This window comes from Micromonospora sp. USAFONa4, assembly GCF_057197825.1.
Map to the genome: position 1 here is coordinate 3,026,800 of NZ_CM170072.1, position 17,177 is coordinate 3,043,976.

Below are 17,177 nucleotides of genomic sequence, written 5' to 3' on the forward strand. Positions count from 1 at the left end.
GCAGGGCCGTTGTTCGATGCTGTCGGCGATGCGGCGCAGCAGTGCGGGGACGCTGTCTTGGCCGGGGCCTACTGGGTTGGCCTGTGAGAAGTGCTCGATGGTCCACGACTCCGGTTTAGACGGCATAGCGGCAGTCTGCCAGGCGTTCGGGCGGTGGCTGTTCCCGGCGGTGCGGGGCACACACGCCTCCAGCGGGGCAGATCCGTCGAAGACAGTTGCGGGATCGAGCACGGGTCGACGGTAGTCGGTTGGCGTCAGTTCCAGGAGCGCCGGTAGCCCAATTGCTGTCGACAGCAACGATGACAGCAACCAGGCTGGACGGTGAAATCCGAAGCCACCCGGCGGCGGATCAACGCCCGACGTCAGAGACGTGGCTGGACGCCCCCGGACGGAGCGCCCAGAACTTGTAAGCGCGACGTCAGGCAGCGGCGAGGTAGCAAGAAGGCAGCGCGAGCGTCGACGCGGGTCGACCCCGAACATGAACCGACGACACCCGGCACCTGCTCGTCGACGCGGACCGCCACCAGTTGGCAGCAGCCGACATCTTGAGACGGCATCCCCGACGGGGTTCCAGTCCTCCCTGGGGATGTCCGGTGCTGTCTCGGCAGCCGGTGCCGTTACGTAGACATGGCGGGGCGTTGTACCGTCCGTAGTGGTTGTCCGCCGACGAGAGCTGGGACGCGTTCCTCCTTCCTACGCCGGGAGCGTGGTTGTGTCGCACGTCGATCCGCGTTTCGGGGCTCAGTTGCGGGCTCTGCGTGCCGGCCGGGGTCTGTCCTTGCGGGCGCTCGGGCAGCTCGCGCATCGGGGTAAGAGTCACTTGCACGACCTGGAGACCGGTGCCAAGGCTCCGACGCCCGAGACGGCCCGGCATCTTGATGACGTTCTTGAGGCCGGCGGTGCGCTCGCGCGGCTCGTCGGTCAGCCTGTCGACCACGACGCGGAGGCCGATGAGCTGCTGGCTCGGGTACGTGCCAGCGATGTGAGCGCCGAGACGCTGACCCGGATCGAGGCGGGCGTCGACGACCTGGCGAGCGCGTACGCGACGACGCGGCCGGTGGACCTGCTTCCGATGGTGCGACAGCATCTGGCGTACGTGGGCCGACTCCTCGATGGCCGGGGCACCCTTGCGCAGCGGCGGCGTCTGATCGTTGCCGGCGGCTGGCTGACCGTACTGCGGGCGACGGTGCACCTCGACCTTCAGCAACGTTCCGCGGCCGCCGCGCACCTGGCCGCCGCCACCAAGCTCGCCGAGCACAGCGAGCATTCGGAGATTCAGGCGTGGTGCCTGGAGACCCAGGCGTGGGACCGGCTCACCCGGGGCGAATACCCACGATCGATCGACCTGTCTCAGCAGGCCCAGCGGGTGGCACCCCGGGGTAGTTCGGCGCATATCCAGGCGACGGCCCAGGAGGCGCGGGTGTGGGCGCGCGTGGGTGACGTCCGGCGGACTCGCGATGCGCTTGACCGCCTGGAGCGGCTGACCGCGAACCTGCCCGTGCCGGAGCGGGCCGAACATCACTACCGGTACGACCCGACGAAGGCGTTGGCGTACACGGCGACGACGTTGTCCTGGGCCGGAGACCCGGCTGCGGAGCAGGTCGCCCGGGTCGCATTGGCGGAACTGGATCCGCGCGGGGACGGCGGCGACCGGCCCCGACGCTCCGCTTCCGCGCGCCTCGACCTGGCCTTGGCGTTGGTCGCGGCCGACCAGCCCGACGAGGCCAGCGCGGTCGCTGCCGAGGCGATTCGCTCCGGGCGGGTGGCGTCGTCGAACTGGTGGCGGGCCCGTGAGGTGCTCCGGCGGGTAGAGCAGACCGACGCGGCAGAGGCATCAGCGCTGCGCGAGGTGTACGAGGCGTACCAGCCCGCAGCCTGACAGCGGACAGTCGACCCGGCCAGCGGACACCCATCATCTTCAGGTAACCGCCCGATCACTCGATGCTGTGATCGAGGGTGGATCGCCAACAGACCAGCAGCGAAGACGCGACCCGCCCGCCAGCCGGGTGCGGCGGTGTCGGTCCTTCCCAAAGCGTGCCGCCGCGCCCTCACCAGCGGAGGTAGGGATGAGCGACGCTGTTCCATTCGAGGGCCGAGGCGAGCAGATCCAGCAGGCGGAACGGGAAGCGGCAAAGCAACGGCTGCTCGCGCAGGCCGAGGCGGATCGAATACCGGCCGGGGAGACGACCCGGACCGTGCCAGACCGGCGGTGGCGCCGTGGGCGACAGTGAGGCGTTGCCGATCGGCCGTCGGGTGGCGTACTGGCGGGGGCGGCGGAAACTGTCGCAGCAGGTGTTCGCCGATCGGCTGGGCAAGTCGAAGAGCTGGGTGGACAAGGTCGAGCGGGGCGTTCGCTCGCTGGACAAGATGTCGACGCTTCAGGACATCGCCGCCGTCCTGCGGATCGACACGGCGGTGCTGCTCGGCCGGGACGTCCAGCCGGCCGACGTGATCGAACGTGTGGAGGGCGTGGAACGGATCCGCGCAGCTCTGTCGACGTACGAGATCGCCTTGGAACGCCCGGTCGCCCGCCGACCGGCGCTGCCAGCCGACGGGCTGGCACGGGAGGTCGCGCACGTGTGGATTACCTTCCAGCATGCCCGCTACCCCCAGGTCGTCGGCCTGGTGCCGCAATTGTTGGCCGAGGCGCAGCGCACCCATGCCCACGATCCCCGCGCGGGTCGGGTGCCGCTGGTGGAGGCGTACCGGGTGACCGCGTCGCTGCTGGTGAAGCTTGGTGCTCCCGATGTGGCGTGGTTGGCGGTCGACCGGGCGATGATCGCCGCTACCGGTGACCGGGTGTTGGTGGCTGCCGCTGCGGTGCAGCTCGGGCAGGTGTTGCGCGCCTCGGGACGGACGCGGGTGGCGAAGTCGGTGATGCTGGCCGCCGCCTACCGGATCGCCCCACCCGTGATCGAGTACGGCACCCCGCCCGAGCTGTCTCTTTGCGGCAGCCTGCTGATTCAGGCCGCCCTGGCCGCCGCCTGCGCCGGGGATGACCGCACCGCCGTCGAGCTGATCGACGAGGCCGCCGAGATGGCGGCGCGAGTGGGGGAAGGCCACGACCACTACCGCACCGGGTTTGGGCCGACGGCGGTGGAGCTTGCCCGGATATCCGCAGTGTTGGAACTGGGCGACGCAGAGGATGCCGCGGCCCGGCACGAGAAGGCGATCTCGCAGGACGGCTGGCGGTGGCTGCCCGCCGAACACCGGGCCGCGTACCTGATCGACGCCGCCCGCGCTTACCTCCACGCTGACGATCCGGTCAGCGCCGGCCGAGTCCTGATGGAGGCCGACCGGACTGCGCCGGCCGAGATCCGCCACAGACCCGCAGGCCGAGACATCCTCGCCCAGGTCGCCAGCGAGCCCGCCGCCCCGGCCACGCTCATCCAGCTCGCCGCCACCCTTGGGGTGGGTTGAGGATGACCGCGCCGTTCCTGTCCCTGGCGCAGATCCGCAACCGGCTGACCTTCACCGCCCGCTGGATTCTCCGCGCCCACCGACCCGGACCCGACGGCCGCTGCCCAATCTGCCGGACTGCGGGGTGCCCGGTGGCGACCGCCGCCCGCAACGTCCTCCGCACCGCCATGACCCCACCGGATCGACCATGACCAAGACGTCTGGGACGTGCAGCAGCGCCCGAAAGGCTGTTGCCGCATATCGAGCCTGCACGATTTGATGTCCGCAGCTTTCCGGCCGGACGATCCCGGCTGGATTCGGGGAGGGCCATCCACTGTGATAGTTACTCGGCCACGTCGTGGCCTCATCGGCGCGCTCGCGCTGACGCTGGGCGTCAGCGGGCTCGCCCTCGTCGCGACCGGCAGTCCCGCCGTCGCGGCACCACACTACGAAAGCACTCCGTCGATCCAGATCGGCTGGACCGACTCCGCCACGCCGCGCAAGGCGTACGGGTGGAACGACGAGACACACATGCCGCTCGGCACGTCCGTCGACGACGCGGGTGTCAGCCACACCTCCCGGGTCTACGCCACCTTCGATCTGTCCGCCTACGAGGGCCGGAAGATCTACGGTGGTACGGTCTTCATCGAGGAGTACAGCGCCGCCGACTGCGGAAAGCGGGCGATCGAGATCTGGCGCACCAAGCCGGTGAGCACCACGCCCACCTGGAACAGCGCTCCTGAGCCGCTGACCAAGCTGGACGAGGTCCTCACCCCGGAATGGTGCCCGAAGGCGACCCTGTCGTTCGACGTCGGTGCCGCTGTACAGGACGCTGTGGCGCGCAAGCAGCGCCGGATCACGTTCGAGATCCGCGTCCCGGAAGCCAACGAGAGCGACCCGGCCTACGGTCGTCGGCTCAACTGGTACCGCAGCGTCGGCCTGACCACGCAGTACAACTCGGTGCCGAAGGGCGACAACGCCCACCTCTACAACGGCGGGTTCCCGTGCACCCAGTTCCGTCCGTACCCACGGCTGGCCGGCTTCGCCAACGTGCTCCAGGCCCTCGGCACCGACGCGGACCCTGATGACGAGTACCGCCTGACCAGCGAGTTCGCGATCTGGCCGACAGGCGATGCGGCGGCCCGACAGGTCTTCACCAGCCAGCACGCCATCTCGGGTCGGGTGCACACGGCCAACCTGCCGGCGGGCACGCTCGTCGACGGCAAGTCGTACGCCTGGCAGGCCCGGGTGGGTGACGGGGCGGACTTCTCGGCCTGGTCGAAGAAGTGCTTCTTCACGTACGACGGCACCAGCCCCACGGCACCGACGGTTGCCTCCGCGAACTACCCGGCCGACGGCACCGGCGGGCAGGCCCCAGCGGGTGTGCCGGGCGTTTTCACCTTCTCCGGCGGCGGCAACAAGGACGTGGCGGGCTTCCAGTACTCGTGGAACGGCCTCGGGGTGAACACGTGCGCGGCCTCGGGCGACCTGGGCCAGTTGGTCTGCCGCGATCCGTTCAGCCTGCCGAACACGGTCAGGGCAGACGTCCCTGGCGGCTCGGCGACCGTGACGCTGAACCCGACCGGGGCCGGGCCGCAGCAGTTGACCGTGCGTTCGCTCGACCTCGCCGGCAACATCTCGGCCGAGACCGTCTACAGGACGTTCATCCCCTGGTCCGCGCCGGATGTCCGGGTCGAGAACGGAGACCCGCAGTGGGGGCAGGAGGTGGTGCTGAAGTTCGTTCCGGCGGCCGGCGTCACCGGTGTCCGCGAATACGAGATCGTCCTGGACAACGGCGATCGCGAGACGAGGCAGGCCGCCGAGGACGGCACCGCGCACTTCAGCTTCATCGCCGGCAACCCGCATGGGCACTCGGTGCGGGTACGCAGCATCAGCGACAACGGCTTCGTCTCCACCGAGGCCAGTTGGTCGACCCACTTCTACCCCGGCCCGGGCGTCAAGTCGGACGTCTACGTCCAGCCGCCGGACGGTTCGCCGGTCGGCGGGGTGGGAGTCGCAGGCACCTTCACCTTCTCCCCGCCGCCGGGCTGGACGGACACCGCGGCCTACCGGTACTCCTTCGTCGACGGCGAGGAGCTGACCGAGATCGCGGCTGACGCCGATGGTCGCGCAACGGTCACCTGGACGCCGACGACGAGCGGTTGGGTGCTGTTGACCGTGTACGCCGTCAAGCCCGACGGCACCTGGAGCGAGTACGGCAACTGGTACTCGTTCGAGGTGGCGGCCAGCTCCTGAGTTCTGCTCGTGAGTGACGGAGGGCCTGGCACCTGCCGGGCCCTCCGTCACGTACGGCGGCGCCGGTCAGTCCTGCTGTTCGGTGCGGGCGATCTCGGCGAACGCGGCGGTCAGGTAGCCCTCGACGGGCCGGCCGGTGACGGCGAGCAGGTCGGCGACGAGCAGCGGCGCGTGTCGGGCTACGGCGGGCGGGTCCGGCGGCGACTCGTCGCCGTCGGGGTCGTAGACGCCGAGGGCGCCCGCCAACAGGACGAGGACCACGTGCGGGTCGACGTCGGGCCGCCACTGCGCGGCGTCGCGGACGCAGCCTTCGAGCACCTGGCGGACGTCGTCGCCGTCGAGGCCGTCGGGGTGGGTCTCCTCCAGCAGCAGCCGGACCACCGCGCCGAGCACCAGGCCGGACCGTTCGGCCGCCGCGAGCCGGGCCACCGCGACGTCGTACGCCTCGGGGGCGCGCTCGCGGGCGGCGGCGACCGCGTCGGTGGTGGCGGCGGCGATCTCGCGGGCTGGTGCGGGCAGGTGTCGCCAGGCTGTGGTCATCCCGACCAGGATCGCAGAGGGGTACGACGCCTCGCCGACGCGCCTCCTTTGTGACACCACGCACACGACGAGCGGAAAACTCGGCGCGAAAAGCTCTCGCGCTGTGTCACACCCAGCACACAGAATCGGGGGATGCTCAGTCGCGCCCTGCCCCGCCGTTCCGAAGCTCGGCGGATGCTCATCGGCACGCTGTTGTCGGCGATCGGGCGCGGCCTCACCCTGCCGTTCCTGTTCATCTACCTGACCGACGTCCGGGGCCTCACCGACACCCGCGCCGGCCTGGTGATCGGCTGGTACGGCGTGATCACCCTGGCGCTCTCACCGATCGGCGGCGCGCTCATCGACCGGTTCGGCGCGCGCCGGATCCTGCTGTCGGGCCTGCTGATCGAGGCGGTCGGCACCGGGTCGCTGGCCCTGGTCGACTCGAGCGCCTCGGCGTTCGGGGTGATGACGCTGGTGGCGATGGGCAGCTCGGTCATCTGGCCCGGGCAGAACACGATCCTCGCCTCGCTCACCGACGCCGACGAGCGGCAGCGGGTCTTCGGGCTGAACTTCGCCCTGCTCAACCTCGGCATCGGCGTCGGCGGCCTGACCTCCGGCGCGATCGTCGACACCGCCCGCGAGGTCACCTTCCAGGCGATCTACGTGCTCGACGCGATCAGCTACCTGATGCCCGCGCTGATCCTGCTGACCCTGCCGCACGTGGGCCACCGGCTCGCTGCCGGACCGGCCGGGGAGCGGGCGTCGGCCGGCGGCTACCTCACCGTGCTGCGCGACCGTCCGTTCCGGCGGCTCGTCATCTTCGGCCTCGTCCTGACCACCTGCGGCTACGCGCAGATCGAGGTCGGCTTCACCGCCTACGCCGTACGGGTGGCCGAGGTGACGCCGCGCGTGGTCGCCTGGGCGCTGGCCGGCAACACGGTGATGATCGTGCTCTCCCAGCTGCTGGTCCTGCGGCGGATGGAGGGGCGCAGCCGCACGGGCGGGCTGGCGGTCGTGGGCGCGGTCTTCGCGATCGCCTGGCTGGTCCTGGGGGCCGGGGGCGTGGTCGGACCGAGCAACGCGCTGATCGCCGCCCTCTGCGTCGTGGCCTGCTCGGCGATCTTCGGCTTCGGCGAGACGCTGTTGTCGCCGGTGATGCCGGCGCTGACGAACGCGCTCGCCACGGACGCGCTGCGCGGCCGGTACAACGCCATGAGTTCGATGATCTTCGGCATCAGCGGCGTGATCGGCCCCGTCACGGCGGGCCCGCTGCTCGGTGCGGCCGACGGCCGGATCTGGGTCGGGGTGGTCGTCAGCGGCTGCCTTGTGGCCTCGCTCATCGCGCTCTCCCTGCGCCGGCTGCTCACGCCCGCCCAGGACGGCCGCACGCCGGCCGCCCCGCCAGCCACCGAACCGGCTACGGCCAAGGCCTGACCGCCCCGCCGGGCACGCGGGCCGCGGCACCGAGTGTCCGGCCCCCGACGCTGCTGACGGCGACGGGCCCCGGAATCCGCAAGGGATGCTCCGGGGCCCGTCGGGTGCGTAGCGCTGCCGTCAGGCGGTGGGGACCTCCGCGGTGGTGCGGATGCGGTCCAGGGCCGGCGCCGAGACCGGGGACTCGGCGGTCAGGTAGGCCACGAACGCGTCCAGGTCGATCATGCCGGTGACCGCGTTGGTGCCGCCGGTGAGGACGGTGAAGCCGTCGCCGCCGCCGGAGAGGAAGTTGTTCACCGTGACCCGGTACGTGGCGTCGGCGGTGACCGCCACCCCGCCGAGGGTCAGGCTGCCCCGGACGACCCGGGTGCCGGAGCAGGCGTCGGCGACGGTGCCGGTGGTGCCGGCCGGGTCGACGACGTAGCGGACGGTCGACGACGGGTAGAGCGTCCGGCCCGTGACGAACTGCTGCTCCAGCATGCAGTAGAGCTGCGCGCCGGTGAGGTCGAGCGTCACGAGGTTGTTGCCGAACGGCTGCACCGTGAACGCCTCCTCGTAGGTGACCGGGCCGGCGTCGAGGTCGGCGCGTACGCCACCGGGGTTCATGAAGGCCGCGACGGCGCCCTGCTCGTCGTCGGTGGCGGCGAGCTGCGCGTCGGCGATCACGTTGCCCAGCGGGGACTCGCCCAGGGTCGTACCGAAGAGGGTCTCCTGGGTCTTCTTGATCTCCGTGGTGGTCCGGCCGACCTCGCGGCCGGCCACCGGGCCGAGCACGGTCTTGTAGCGGTTGATCAGGTCGGTCTGCGCCCGGTCCGGGGCGACGTCCCGGGTGACCACCACGTTCTCGGCCTTGGCGCTGATCACGTCGCCGGTACGCCGGTCGATGGAGAGGTCGATGTCCGTGACCAGGCGACCGAAGGAGCTGGCGCTGGTGACCAGCTTGCCGGCGATGTCGCAGTTGTACGCCTGGTGGGTGTGGCCGCTGACGACCACGTCGATGGACGGGTCCATCCGGTTGGCGATGTCCACGATGGGGCCGGAGATGCCCTTGCAGTCGTTGATGCCGCCGGTCGCGTCCTGGGTGCCGCCCTCGTGCAGCAGCACGACGATGGTCTCGACGCCCTGGCGGCGCAGCTCGCGGGCGTACCGGTTGGCGGTCTGCGCCTCGTCGGCGAAGGTCAGGCCGGCGACGCCCTGCTGGCTGACGATCCGCGGGGTGCCCTCCAGCGTCATGCCGATGAAGCCGACCTTGACGCCCTGCACCTTGTGGATGGCGTACGGGGCCAGCAGCGGCTGGCCGGTCGCGGTCTTGAACGCGTTCGCGGAGAGGTACTGGAAGCCGGCGCCCTCGTACGGGGTGCCGTCGACGCAGCCGTCGACCGGGTGGCAGCCGCCGTTCTGGATGCGCAGCAGCTCGTCGGCCCCCTCGTCGAACTCGTGGTTGCCGACGCTGGCGTAGTCGAGCCCGGCCAGCGAGAGCGCCTCGATGGTCGGCTCGTCGTGGAACGCGGCGGAGAGCAGCGGGGAGGCGCCGATCAGGTCGCCGGCCGCCACGGTGATGGTGTTCTGCTTCTTGGCGTGCTTGCGCAGCTCGGCGAGCTGGGTGGCGAGGTATTCGGCCCCGCCGGCGGGCTGCCCGGCGATGGTGCCGTTGGTGGTGCCGGACGGCGGTTCGAGGTTGCCGTGGAAGTCGTTGAGGGCCAGCAGCTTGACGGCGACCGGCTTCGGGCCGGCGTCCGCCTGGTCGGGGGTGGTCGTGACCGCGCCGAAGGCGGTCACGGCGAGCGCGGTCAGGCCGATGGCGGCCCGGCGCATCCCGGGGATGGACATGGAACTCCTCGTGGGAAGCCGGCGCGGGCACCCGGGTGACGGTCCACCCCGGGGGTGGGCCGCGCCGTCGACAGGTTCGGTCGCGGTGGCGACGGTGGCCGAGCGCCGCCGCGTCGCGGACAGCCTCTCATCGTCGCCCGCCCCGGTCGACCGGGGCGGGGGCGCAGACCTGCGTAAACTCGCGGCCGGCGACCATCCGGACGGGCGTTTCCGACATGCCCGGCAGCGTGGGCGCCGGCTGGCGGAGGGGTGCCGCCGGCCCCGGGTGCCCGGGGCCGGCCGCCCGCCTCAGCAGTACGTGTAGCTGCCCTTGTTCCCCCACGAGCAGGAGTCGATCAGCGTGCCGGACGAGTTGCGCAGGGACGCCTTGTCCCCGGTGTTGTTCCAGATGTAGGCGCCCGAGCCCCAGTAGCGGTGGGTCGAGCTGTTGGTGCCCTTTCCGGTGTGCACGAAGACGCTGGCGCCCGGGGCCAGCCGGAAGTCGCCGGAGAACTTGTAGACGTGGTTGGACTGGTCGCGCAGCGTCCAGTAATTCAGGTTGACGGTGGTGGAGCGCCGGTTGGTCAGCCGGACGTACTCGGCGTTCAGGCTGGAGTTCGAGCGGTTGTCGGCACCCGGCGAGTTGTAGTACGCCTTGGTGATCTGGACGGCCGGGGTGGCGGCCTGAGCCGGGCCGGCGGTGGTCAGCGACACGCCCACCGTGACGGCGAGCGCCACCGCGAGACCGATCAGCCTTCTCCTCATGCGATTCCCCCACACACAGACGGCCGGTCGTGGAGCCGGCGGATGAGCCGTGCAGCGCGCACGGCCGGCCGAGGTTATCGATCTCCGGTGTGGAATGTGGACGGTGAAACGGCCGTCACGGGCGATTGCGTCCGCCCGGTTGATCCGCTGCCGGCCGGCGGGACGTGCACCGCTCGTCCGACCGACCGCCGGGGTCACCGTGCGGCGCGACGACGGCCACCGAGCGTCCCGCCCCCGCCCGGCGTTCGGCGTCGGAGGCCGTCCGGTGCGTCGGTCAGCCCGGCACCTCGCGCCGGCCCGTGGTCAGCCAGGCACCTCGCGCCGGTCCGTGGTCAGCCCGGCACCTCGCGCCGGTCCGGTCCGGCGAGCAGCGCCGCGACGGCCGCGGCGTCCCATGCCCCGGCGACCCCCGGCCGGGCCAGCAGGTAGCGGGCGATCCGGTCGGCGTCCCAGCCGTGCGACTCGCGCAGGCCACGGGCGATCATGTCGAGGTAGGCCGGGGCCGGGGCCCGCCACGGCACCTCGGACGCCGCCCACGGCGCGGTGAAGGTCAGCAGCGGGAGCCCGTCGAGCCGGCCGGGGCAGAGCAGGGTCTCGTACCGGCCGGGGCCGAGGGTGGCCCTCCCGGTGGCGACGGCCTCGACGATCAGGCCGGCGCCGGCGCCGGGTTCCCGGTACATCTCCTGGGCGGCCACGTCGGCGAACTGCCCGACGTCGAGCAGGTAGGCCCGGGCCGCCGCCTCGCCGGGGAGCGCCGGGTCGTAGAACGCCATCCCGCCGGTCCACGCCCGCGACTCGCCGGCGAAGTAGACGCCGCCGGGCAGCGACACCGGCACCGTACGCCTGGGGGGTCGCGGGTCCCGGCAGCCCGGATACGTCCGCCGCCCGCCGGGCGGGCAGCCTCCCGCCAGGTAGAAGCCGAGCCGGGCGGCGTGCATGTTCGACCCGTACGCCACGTACCAGACCTCGCCCACCACAACCGCTCGTCCCGGCGGTCAGAAGCCGCAGGTCATGCCGGCGGCGTGGCTGGCCTGCACCAGGTGCGTGGCGCAACCGCTCCCGGTGACCTTGTGCAGCAGGAAGCCGGTCGGCTCGACGACCCAGCCGAACTGGTCGTCGGCGCTGGTGGTGAGGGAGCTCTGCCGCCAGGTGCTCGGCGCGGTGGTGAGCACCGTGCCGGCGAAGGTCACGGTGACCGGGCGGTGGACGTGCCCGGCGACCACCCGGACCACGTGCGGGTGGCGGGCGACCACCTCGGCCAGCTCGTCGCCGTCGGTCAGCCCGATGTCGTCGAGGAACGGGATGCCGACCGGTGCCGGCGGGTGGTGCAGGCAGACCACGGCCGGCACCTCGGGTCGACCGGCCAGCACCCCGTCCAGCCAGCCGAGCTGGTCCTCACCGAGGCAGCCGGCGTCGCCCCCGCCCGGCATCAGGGAGTCGAGCACCACGACAGTCGCCTCCGGGTGGTCCACGTGGTAGTGCGCCGAGAAGCCACCGCCGAGCCAGGGCGTGCCCCCGAACGCGTCCAGCAGCGACTCCCGGTCGTCGTGGTTGCCGGCGACCAGGTGCACCGGCAGCGGGAACCGGCCGATGACCTCGCGCAGGGTCGCGTACTCGTCGGGGCGGCCACGGTCGACCAGGTCGCCGGTGATCACCACGCAGTCGGGCCGTGGGTTCAGCGCCAGCACCCGGCCCAGGGCGCGGTGCAGGCCGGCGGCCGGCTCGGCGGCGAGCACGCCGGTGGTCAGGTGCGGATCACTGAGCTGGGCGATGAGCATCGGTGCCTCCACTCGACCGGGACCCTCACGCTATCGCCGCTGGCCTCGGCGCGCGGCCCGCCCGTACCCACAGGCCCTGTCCACAGCCTGTGGATGGCACATGTGTACGAACGCGTCGACGATCTTGGTTCCCGCTGGTCCCGTGCCTGCCTGAGTACGCTTGATCGCGGGCCCGCCCGCCGGTCGCGGCCCTCCCTACCTGGAACGACGTGCCGAGTGGATCACGAGCGAGTCATCCGTGACGTCACGGTCCGCCTCCCCATGGCGTCGACCGTCGTCGAGGCGTGCCGGTGGACCGTCACCGCGCTCGCCCGCCACGCTCCGGCCACCATCTCCGTCCTGCTGCACGTCCACGACCGGCTCCGCTGCGTCGCGGCCACCGGCTCCTGGCAGGTCTTCTCCACCGTGCCGCCGAAGACCGGGATCGTGGGCCGGGTGTACGCCTCCGGCGAGACCGCCGTCGTGCCCGACGTCGCCGCCGACCCCGACTACATCCCGGTACGCCCCGACGTCACCGCCGAAGTGTGCGTACCGGTGCTGGACCCGGCGGGCCGGCCCATCGGGGTGCTGGACCTCCAGTGGTGCGGCCCGGCCGACCTCGGCCCGTGGCGCGACACCGCCGAGCGGCTGGCAGCCCGCCTCGGGGCCCGGATCGTGGCGCTCGGCGGGCCACCGGCGGAGAGCCGCAGCGAGAAGCTCCTGCGGCACGCCGCCGCGCTGACCTCCGCGTCGACGGAGTGGGACCTGTTCGCCGCGGCGATCGCCGCCGCCCGGGACGTGTCCACGCTCTCCGCGGCGGTACTGGTGCTCGCCGGCCCGGACGGGCCCCGCCTGGGTACGCCGCCGGCCACCCCCGGCGAGCTGGAGGCCCGGATCCGGGCGGAGCTGACCGAGGCGGACCCCGCCGCGCTGGACGGACTCGTGGCTCGCGCCCACCGCCACGGCGTGGGCTACACGCTCGGCGAGGCGGGACACCCGCCCGTGCCCGACCACCGGCCGCTGACCCGGGCCGGGGTGCGCACGCTGGTCGCCGTGCCCGTCGGCCGGCCCGACGACGGCGGGGTGCTGCTGGTGGCCGACGAACGGCTGCTGCGCCCCGACCCGACCACGGTCAACCTGCTGGAGCTGCTCGCCGGCCAGGCGTGGAGCTGCCTCGACCGGCTGCGTACCCTGGCCCGCCTGCGCGAGCAGGCCAACTCGGACCCGTTGACCGGACTGCGGCACACGGGGCCGTTCGGCCAGCGGATCGCCGTGGCCACCCCCGGGCGTACGGCCCTGCTGGCGATCGACGTGGACGGCTTCAAGGCCGTCAACGACACGTACGGCCACCAGGCCGGCGACCGGGTGCTCGTCCGGCTGGCCCGGGCCCTGGAGGGGGCGCTGCGGCACGGTGACGAGCTCTACCGGATCGGCGGCGACGAGTTCGTGGCGGTGATCGAGGTGGGGCGCCCCGAGGAGGCGGTCCGGATCGCCGAGCGCCTGGCCGAGGCGGCGCGGCAGATCGGCCGCACGATCAGCGTCGGGGTGGCCCTTCCCCTCCCCGGCGAGTCACCCGAGGCCACGCTGCGCCGCGCCGACCAGGCGCTCTACGCGGTGAAACGCCACGGCCGCGACGGCGTACGCCTGGCCCCCGCCTGACCAACCCCGTCCGGTCACCGTCGGCGGCGGGCGACGTTCACCGGCTTCTGCTCGTTCGTGGGCATCTCGACCCGGGCGACGCCGGCATGCCACCGGGTGTGCAGCGCGGTGTCCGCGATCCACGCCCCGCACCGGTGGCAGACCTCGACGTCCTTGGGCCGCCGCCCCGCGGGCAGCAGTTCCCCGCCGGCGTTGTCGGTCCCCGTGAGCGGGTTGGCCTCGTTGTCGGCGAGCATCCAGAGCCGGTGCCAGGTGGTCTTGATGTCCTCCCGGGAGACGCCGAGCGCGAGCAGCAGCTCGGTCAGGTTCTCCCACTTCGGCGGCTTCCTGGCGGTGAAGATGCGGCTGATCGTGGAGGTCGACAGGCCGATGGAGGTGGTCCGGATGATCGTGCGGTAGGACGGGTTCCCCGCCTGCCGGTAGGTCAGCTTCAGCTGACGGACGAGCTCGGTGAGGTGCGGGCTGCCGGTCTCGGAGCCTGGGCCCTCACGCCCGGCGTTGTTCGTGTTCGTGGACATCGGCGGCGCGCCGTGGTCGCCGGTGCCGGACGCGCGTCCGGCACCGGCGCGCTTCGTCGGCGCTACACCCCCCACCGAGGGCCAGGCGCCCCGAGCAGCCAGGTGGAGACCCGGCCGGCGACGACGCCGGTCAGACAGACCGCCAGCGCGACCTCGGTCGGTGGCCGACCGGTCAGCAGCACCGCACCGGCGAGAACGGCGACCGCCGCGGTCACGAGTGCCGTGGGCAGCGGCCCGTGGACGCCGACGGTCCGGCGGGCCACCTCACCGGCCAGCAGGACGACCGCACCGGCCGTCAGCAGGGTCTCGTCCAGGGCGCGCCCCGACAGCTGCAGGGCCGCCGCCGTGGCGATCACGATCACGATGACGATGACGCCGGGCCACCAGGCTCCCGGTTGGGGGGCCGGTCGCCGGGTTGCCGGGGGGCCGCACGAAACGGCCACCGGGCGGGGGTCGAGGGATGGTTGTTCGGTCATCCGGCTCGGAACTCCTTCGGTCGTGGCGGCCGTGCGGCCGCCGCCGAGTTGACCGGGGCGGGCGTCCACCCCGGCGGGTGGGGCGGAGGCAGCGCCTCCGCCCCGGTGGTGCTGGTCCGGGCCTCCCGGGGGAGTCGGTTGTTGCGCACAGCGCGGGCCCGCGACGCGGGCCCGCGTACCGCCCCTGGTTGCAGCCAGTGTCCGGCGGTACCCGACCATCATCGGGCACGGAACCGGCCCAACTGAAGCGCGTGAACCAAGCTGAAACGCCGGGACGGCCGCCGCCGGACACCGTCGTCGTCAATGCGCGGAACCGGCGCGGAAAACCGTACGTACGTCCTACGCGAACCCGTGACGCGATCGGAATTGTCGATCCCCGCCGAAAAACAGAAACCCCCCGCTGCAACGAGGGGTTTCCATTTGCGCTTCTCCCGAAATCCGGCCCGGACCAGCAGGCAGCAACTCGGAGGTTTTCCCGATGGAGAAAACCGGTAGCGCTGATCGGCCGACAGTGGCGGCCGAGTCGGCTACAGGTTTCCCGATCGGGCGGGATACCTCAACCCACGGAGCCGGACCTGCAACGGGATGAAACACATCGACGCACGAACATGAGGCGATGCCCCGCCCCTTCGGCTCTTCGTACCATTTGAGCCTTTTGAAGGTTGATCCACCAGCTCCGTCCGGAGAAAGTTTCATCCCAGCGTGATCACACGGCGACCGAGAGTCCGGCCAGCACTCGGTCGCATCAACTCGGATGGCCCGAACAGCCCGAACCGGATCCCCCGAACGTGAGGTTTCACGGGGATACGGCCCAGGATTATTCGACAGTCAGTTGACAGCCCGCCAGGAGCGTCGACGACCGGGAGTCAAAAGGACATTACCGGCAGGTAGCTCCACCTCGGGGCAACGGCCGATGCCGAACTGGCGACACCTGGAGCATCTGCAATCGATACCGGCGAATGCCGCTTTCTGAGCGCAAACGGCGGGCCGACCGACGCCCCCGAGGCGGGCGGCCGGGCGAGGGCGACCGACGGGACCCATCGACGGCAACCGATCGGTTGCGACGGCCCGGGCTGGCCCGGCCCGGCAAAAAATCCTCCCGCTCCGGCGTGTCGGCGCTGCAACATCGGCTGCCACAGTGCGCGACAAGGCGCGCCCGCGCGGCGATTCGGGCAGCAACGCGCGCGACTGTCGGCATCACGACGCGGGCGCCGAGCGGCGGGCAGACCGACCGTGGAAATTCCACGATTGAAAATTGCACACTTCGAGATCGCAGTTGCCGGCGAACCATTCTCGGCGCCGCCCGGCGCTCTTTCCAGTCGGACACGGCGGCTCCGGATGGGGCGCGGGCACACCCACGGCAGAGCATCGTCGCACCGCGCGAGCGGAGCTTGGAACGCCGTGCGGGCAGAGCGTCTTCGCACCGCGCGGCAGGGCCTCGGAGCGCCACGCGGGCAGGGCCTCGTCGCACCGCGCCGGCAGGGCCTCGGCACGCCGCCGTGCGACGTCCGGGGGCGGCTCAGCGGGGGGTGAGTTCCTTGGCCAGGAGTTCGGCTATCTGGGCCGTGTTCAGGGCGGCGCCCTTGCGGAGGTTGTCGCCGGTGACGAAGAAGTCCAGGGCGCGGGGGTCGTCGACGGCGCGGCGGATCCGGCCCACCCAGGAGGGGTCGGTGCCGACCGCGTCGATCGGCATCGGGAACTCGCCCGAAGCCGGGTCGTCGACCAGGATCACCCCGGGCGCGTTCCGCAGCACCTCGCGGGCGCCCTCGGCGTCCACCTCGGTGGCGAAGACCGCGTGCACCGCGACGGAGTGGCCGGTCACCACCGGCACCCGTACGCAGGTGGCGGAGACCTTCAGGTCGGGCAGCCCGAGGATCTTGCGCGACTCGTTGCGCAGCTTCATCTCCTCGGACGACCATCCCGCGTCGGCCAGGGAACCCGCCCAGGGCACCACGTTGAGCGCCAGCGGCGCGGGGAACGGGCCCACGTCGTCGCCGACCGCCTGGCGTACGTCGCCGGGGCGGGAGCCGAGCACCCGGTCCCCCGCGATCTTGGTGAGCTGGGCGTGCAGGGTGTCCACGCCGCTCTGGCCGGCGCCGGAGGCCGCCTGGTAGGAGGCGAGCACCAGTTCGCGCAGCCCGTACTCGCGGTGCAGCGGGGCGATCGCGATGATCATCGCCAGCGTGGTGCAGTTGGCGTTGGCGATGATCCCCTTCGGCCGGTTGCGTACCTGCTCGGGGTTGATCTCCGGCACCACCAGCGGGACGTCGCGGTCCATCCGGAAGGCGCCGGAGTTGTCCACCGCGACGGCCCCGTGGCCGACCGCGATCGGGGCCCACCGCGCGGAGACCTCGTCCGGGACGTCGAACATGGCCACGTCGACGCCCTCGAACGCCTCCGGGGTCAGCGCCTGGACGGTCAGCTCCTCGCCCCGGCACCGCACCCGCCGCCCGACCGAGCGCGCGGAGGCGAGCAGCCGGATCTCGCCCCAGACGTTCTTGCGGCCGCTGAGCAGCTCGCACATCACCGTGCCGACGGCACCGGTCGCCCCGACCACGGCCAGGGTGGGCAGCGGCGACACG

Annotated in this window: 13 protein-coding genes and 1 pseudogene; 5 read left to right on the plus strand and 9 right to left on the minus strand. The window is 72.1% G+C overall.

Annotation, left to right across the window (positions count from 1 at the left end; translation table 11 throughout):
* Window positions 1-186: 186 nt before the first annotated feature.
* A pseudogene (locus AC0OO9_RS13155) lies at window positions 187-297 on the minus strand (SMI1/KNR4 family protein); the annotation flags it as partial.
* 376 nt (window positions 298-673) lie between these two features.
* Between AC0OO9_RS13155 and AC0OO9_RS13160 the strand changes: the two are divergent.
* The 3 genes from AC0OO9_RS13160 to AC0OO9_RS13170 all read left to right on the plus strand — a co-directional run bounded on the left by AC0OO9_RS13160 (window position 674) and on the right by AC0OO9_RS13170 (window position 5,655).
* Complete coding sequence (locus tag AC0OO9_RS13160; protein WP_484517938.1) at window positions 674-1,879, plus strand: helix-turn-helix domain-containing protein; 1,206 nt, start codon at window positions 674-676, stop codon at window positions 1,877-1,879.
* Between the two features lie 338 nt (window positions 1,880-2,217).
* Entirely contained in the window at window positions 2,218-3,420 is a 1,203-nt protein-coding gene (locus tag AC0OO9_RS13165; RefSeq protein ID WP_484517448.1) for a helix-turn-helix domain-containing protein, read from the plus strand.
* Window positions 3,421-3,627: 207 nt separating this feature from the next.
* The gene (locus AC0OO9_RS13170; protein ID WP_484517449.1) at window positions 3,628-5,655 is read left to right on the plus strand and encodes a hypothetical protein; all 2,028 of its coding nucleotides are present in this window, start codon (window positions 3,628-3,630) and stop codon (window positions 5,653-5,655) included.
* Between the two features lie 66 nt (window positions 5,656-5,721).
* Here AC0OO9_RS13170 and AC0OO9_RS13175 read toward each other — a convergent pair whose 3' ends face one another.
* Window positions 5,722-6,195 (minus strand): hypothetical protein, encoded by a 474-nt coding sequence (locus AC0OO9_RS13175; protein WP_484517450.1) that lies wholly within the window; start codon window positions 6,193-6,195, stop codon window positions 5,722-5,724.
* Window positions 6,196-6,327: 132 nt separating this feature from the next.
* On the opposite strand from AC0OO9_RS13175, the gene AC0OO9_RS13180 reads away from it, so the two are divergent.
* The gene (locus AC0OO9_RS13180) at window positions 6,328-7,611 is read left to right on the plus strand and encodes an MFS transporter (protein WP_484517451.1); all 1,284 of its coding nucleotides are present in this window, start codon (window positions 6,328-6,330) and stop codon (window positions 7,609-7,611) included.
* A gap of 120 nt (window positions 7,612-7,731) precedes the next feature.
* On the opposite strand, the gene AC0OO9_RS13185 is transcribed toward AC0OO9_RS13180, so the two are convergent.
* The 4 genes from AC0OO9_RS13185 to AC0OO9_RS13200 all read right to left on the minus strand — a co-directional run bounded on the left by AC0OO9_RS13185 (window position 7,732) and on the right by AC0OO9_RS13200 (window position 11,963).
* Entirely contained in the window at window positions 7,732-9,441 is a 1,710-nt protein-coding gene (locus AC0OO9_RS13185) for a bifunctional metallophosphatase/5'-nucleotidase (protein WP_484517452.1), read from the minus strand.
* Window positions 9,442-9,729: 288 nt separating this feature from the next.
* The gene (locus AC0OO9_RS13190) at window positions 9,730-10,185 is read right to left on the minus strand and encodes a lamin tail domain-containing protein (protein WP_484517453.1); all 456 of its coding nucleotides are present in this window, start codon (window positions 10,183-10,185) and stop codon (window positions 9,730-9,732) included.
* 332 nt (window positions 10,186-10,517) lie between these two features.
* Entirely contained in the window at window positions 10,518-11,159 is a 642-nt protein-coding gene (locus AC0OO9_RS13195) for a histone deacetylase (RefSeq protein ID WP_484517454.1), read from the minus strand.
* Window positions 11,160-11,180: 21 nt separating this feature from the next.
* Entirely contained in the window at window positions 11,181-11,963 is a 783-nt protein-coding gene (locus AC0OO9_RS13200; protein ID WP_311413239.1) for a phosphodiesterase, read from the minus strand.
* A 216-nt stretch (window positions 11,964-12,179) separates the two neighbouring features.
* Here AC0OO9_RS13200 and AC0OO9_RS13205 point away from each other — a divergent pair, with 216 nt between their 5' ends.
* A complete protein-coding gene (locus AC0OO9_RS13205; protein ID WP_484517455.1) occupies window positions 12,180-13,601 on the plus strand; it encodes a GGDEF domain-containing protein in 1,422 nt (473 codons plus the stop codon).
* A gap of 14 nt (window positions 13,602-13,615) precedes the next feature.
* Here the strand turns inward: AC0OO9_RS13205 and AC0OO9_RS13210 are convergent, their stop codons facing one another.
* The 3 genes from AC0OO9_RS13210 to AC0OO9_RS13220 all read right to left on the minus strand — a co-directional run bounded on the left by AC0OO9_RS13210 (window position 13,616) and on the right by AC0OO9_RS13220 (window position 17,176).
* Window positions 13,616-14,119, minus strand: a complete 504-nt coding sequence (locus tag AC0OO9_RS13210; protein WP_484517456.1) for a helix-turn-helix domain-containing protein — start codon at window positions 14,117-14,119, stop codon at window positions 13,616-13,618.
* A 62-nt stretch (window positions 14,120-14,181) separates the two neighbouring features.
* A complete protein-coding gene (locus AC0OO9_RS13215; RefSeq protein WP_484517457.1) occupies window positions 14,182-14,481 on the minus strand; it encodes a hypothetical protein in 300 nt (99 codons plus the stop codon).
* 1,633 nt (window positions 14,482-16,114) lie between these two features.
* Entirely contained in the window at window positions 16,115-17,176 is a 1,062-nt protein-coding gene (locus AC0OO9_RS13220) for an aspartate-semialdehyde dehydrogenase (protein WP_484517458.1), read from the minus strand.
* Window position 17,177 lies beyond the last annotated feature (1 nt).

Excerpts from the sequence above, each read along its gene's own strand:
- AC0OO9_RS13200 (WP_311413239.1), bottom strand. The coding sequence starts at position 11,963 with ATGCTCATCGCCCAGCTCAGTGATCCGCACCTGACCACCGGCGTGCTC.
- AC0OO9_RS13185 (WP_484517452.1), bottom strand. The coding sequence starts at position 9,441 with ATGTCCATCCCCGGGATGCGCCGGGCCGCCATCGGCCTGACCGCGCTC.
- AC0OO9_RS13175 (WP_484517450.1), bottom strand. The coding sequence starts at position 6,195 with ATGACCACAGCCTGGCGACACCTGCCCGCACCAGCCCGCGAGATCGCC.
- AC0OO9_RS13190 (WP_484517453.1), bottom strand. The coding sequence starts at position 10,185 with ATGAGGAGAAGGCTGATCGGTCTCGCGGTGGCGCTCGCCGTCACGGTG.
- AC0OO9_RS13210 (WP_484517456.1), bottom strand. The coding sequence starts at position 14,119 with ATGTCCACGAACACGAACAACGCCGGGCGTGAGGGCCCAGGCTCCGAG.
- AC0OO9_RS13180 (WP_484517451.1), top strand. The coding sequence starts at position 6,328 with ATGCTCAGTCGCGCCCTGCCCCGCCGTTCCGAAGCTCGGCGGATGCTC.